Source organism: Pseudomonas sp. MD195_PC81_125 (genome assembly GCF_014060985.1).
Taxonomy (GTDB): domain Bacteria; phylum Pseudomonadota; class Gammaproteobacteria; order Pseudomonadales; family Pseudomonadaceae; genus Aquipseudomonas; species Aquipseudomonas parakoreensis.
Map to the genome: position 1 here is coordinate 1 of NZ_JABULD010000826.1, position 501 is coordinate 501.

Annotated in this window: 1 protein-coding gene; it reads left to right on the forward strand. The window is 58.1% G+C overall.

Features of this window, described 5'->3' with window-relative positions; translation table 11 throughout:
* Positions 1-501 (forward strand): CBS domain-containing protein (locus tag HT737_RS29545; protein ID WP_182404592.1); only part of this gene is annotated, 501 nt, incomplete at both ends.

Genomic DNA, 501 nt, shown 5'->3' on the forward strand with positions numbered 1-501 from the left:
ACGACGCCGAAACGATCCGGACAAAACTGATGCACTCGTCCTATTCGCGTCTGCCGCTGATCCGCAACGGTGCCGTGGATGAACCGTTGGGCTTCGTGCACAAGAAGGAATTGCTCAAGGAGTACCTGAGCGGCATTGAGCCGAACCTGGAACATCTCGCACGCAAGACCATCAACCTGCTCGACAGCTATTCGATCCTCAATGCGCTGGAGCAGATGCGCGCAGCGTCGACCCACATTGCTTTTGTGGTCAACGAGTTCGGCGACTTCGTCGGCGTGCTGACCATGACCGACATCCTCGAATCGATTGCCGGCGAACTGCCCGATGCCAGCGAAATCGAAGGCCCGGACGTGATCGAAGAGCAGGGCGGGTTTGTGGTCAACGGCGCTCTGAATCTGACGCGTGTGCGTGAACGTACCGGATTTGGTGCGCAGCCAACCGAGGATTATCAGACGTTGGCCGGGCTGGTGATGAGTCTGCTGGATCGTTTGCCGATGAAGG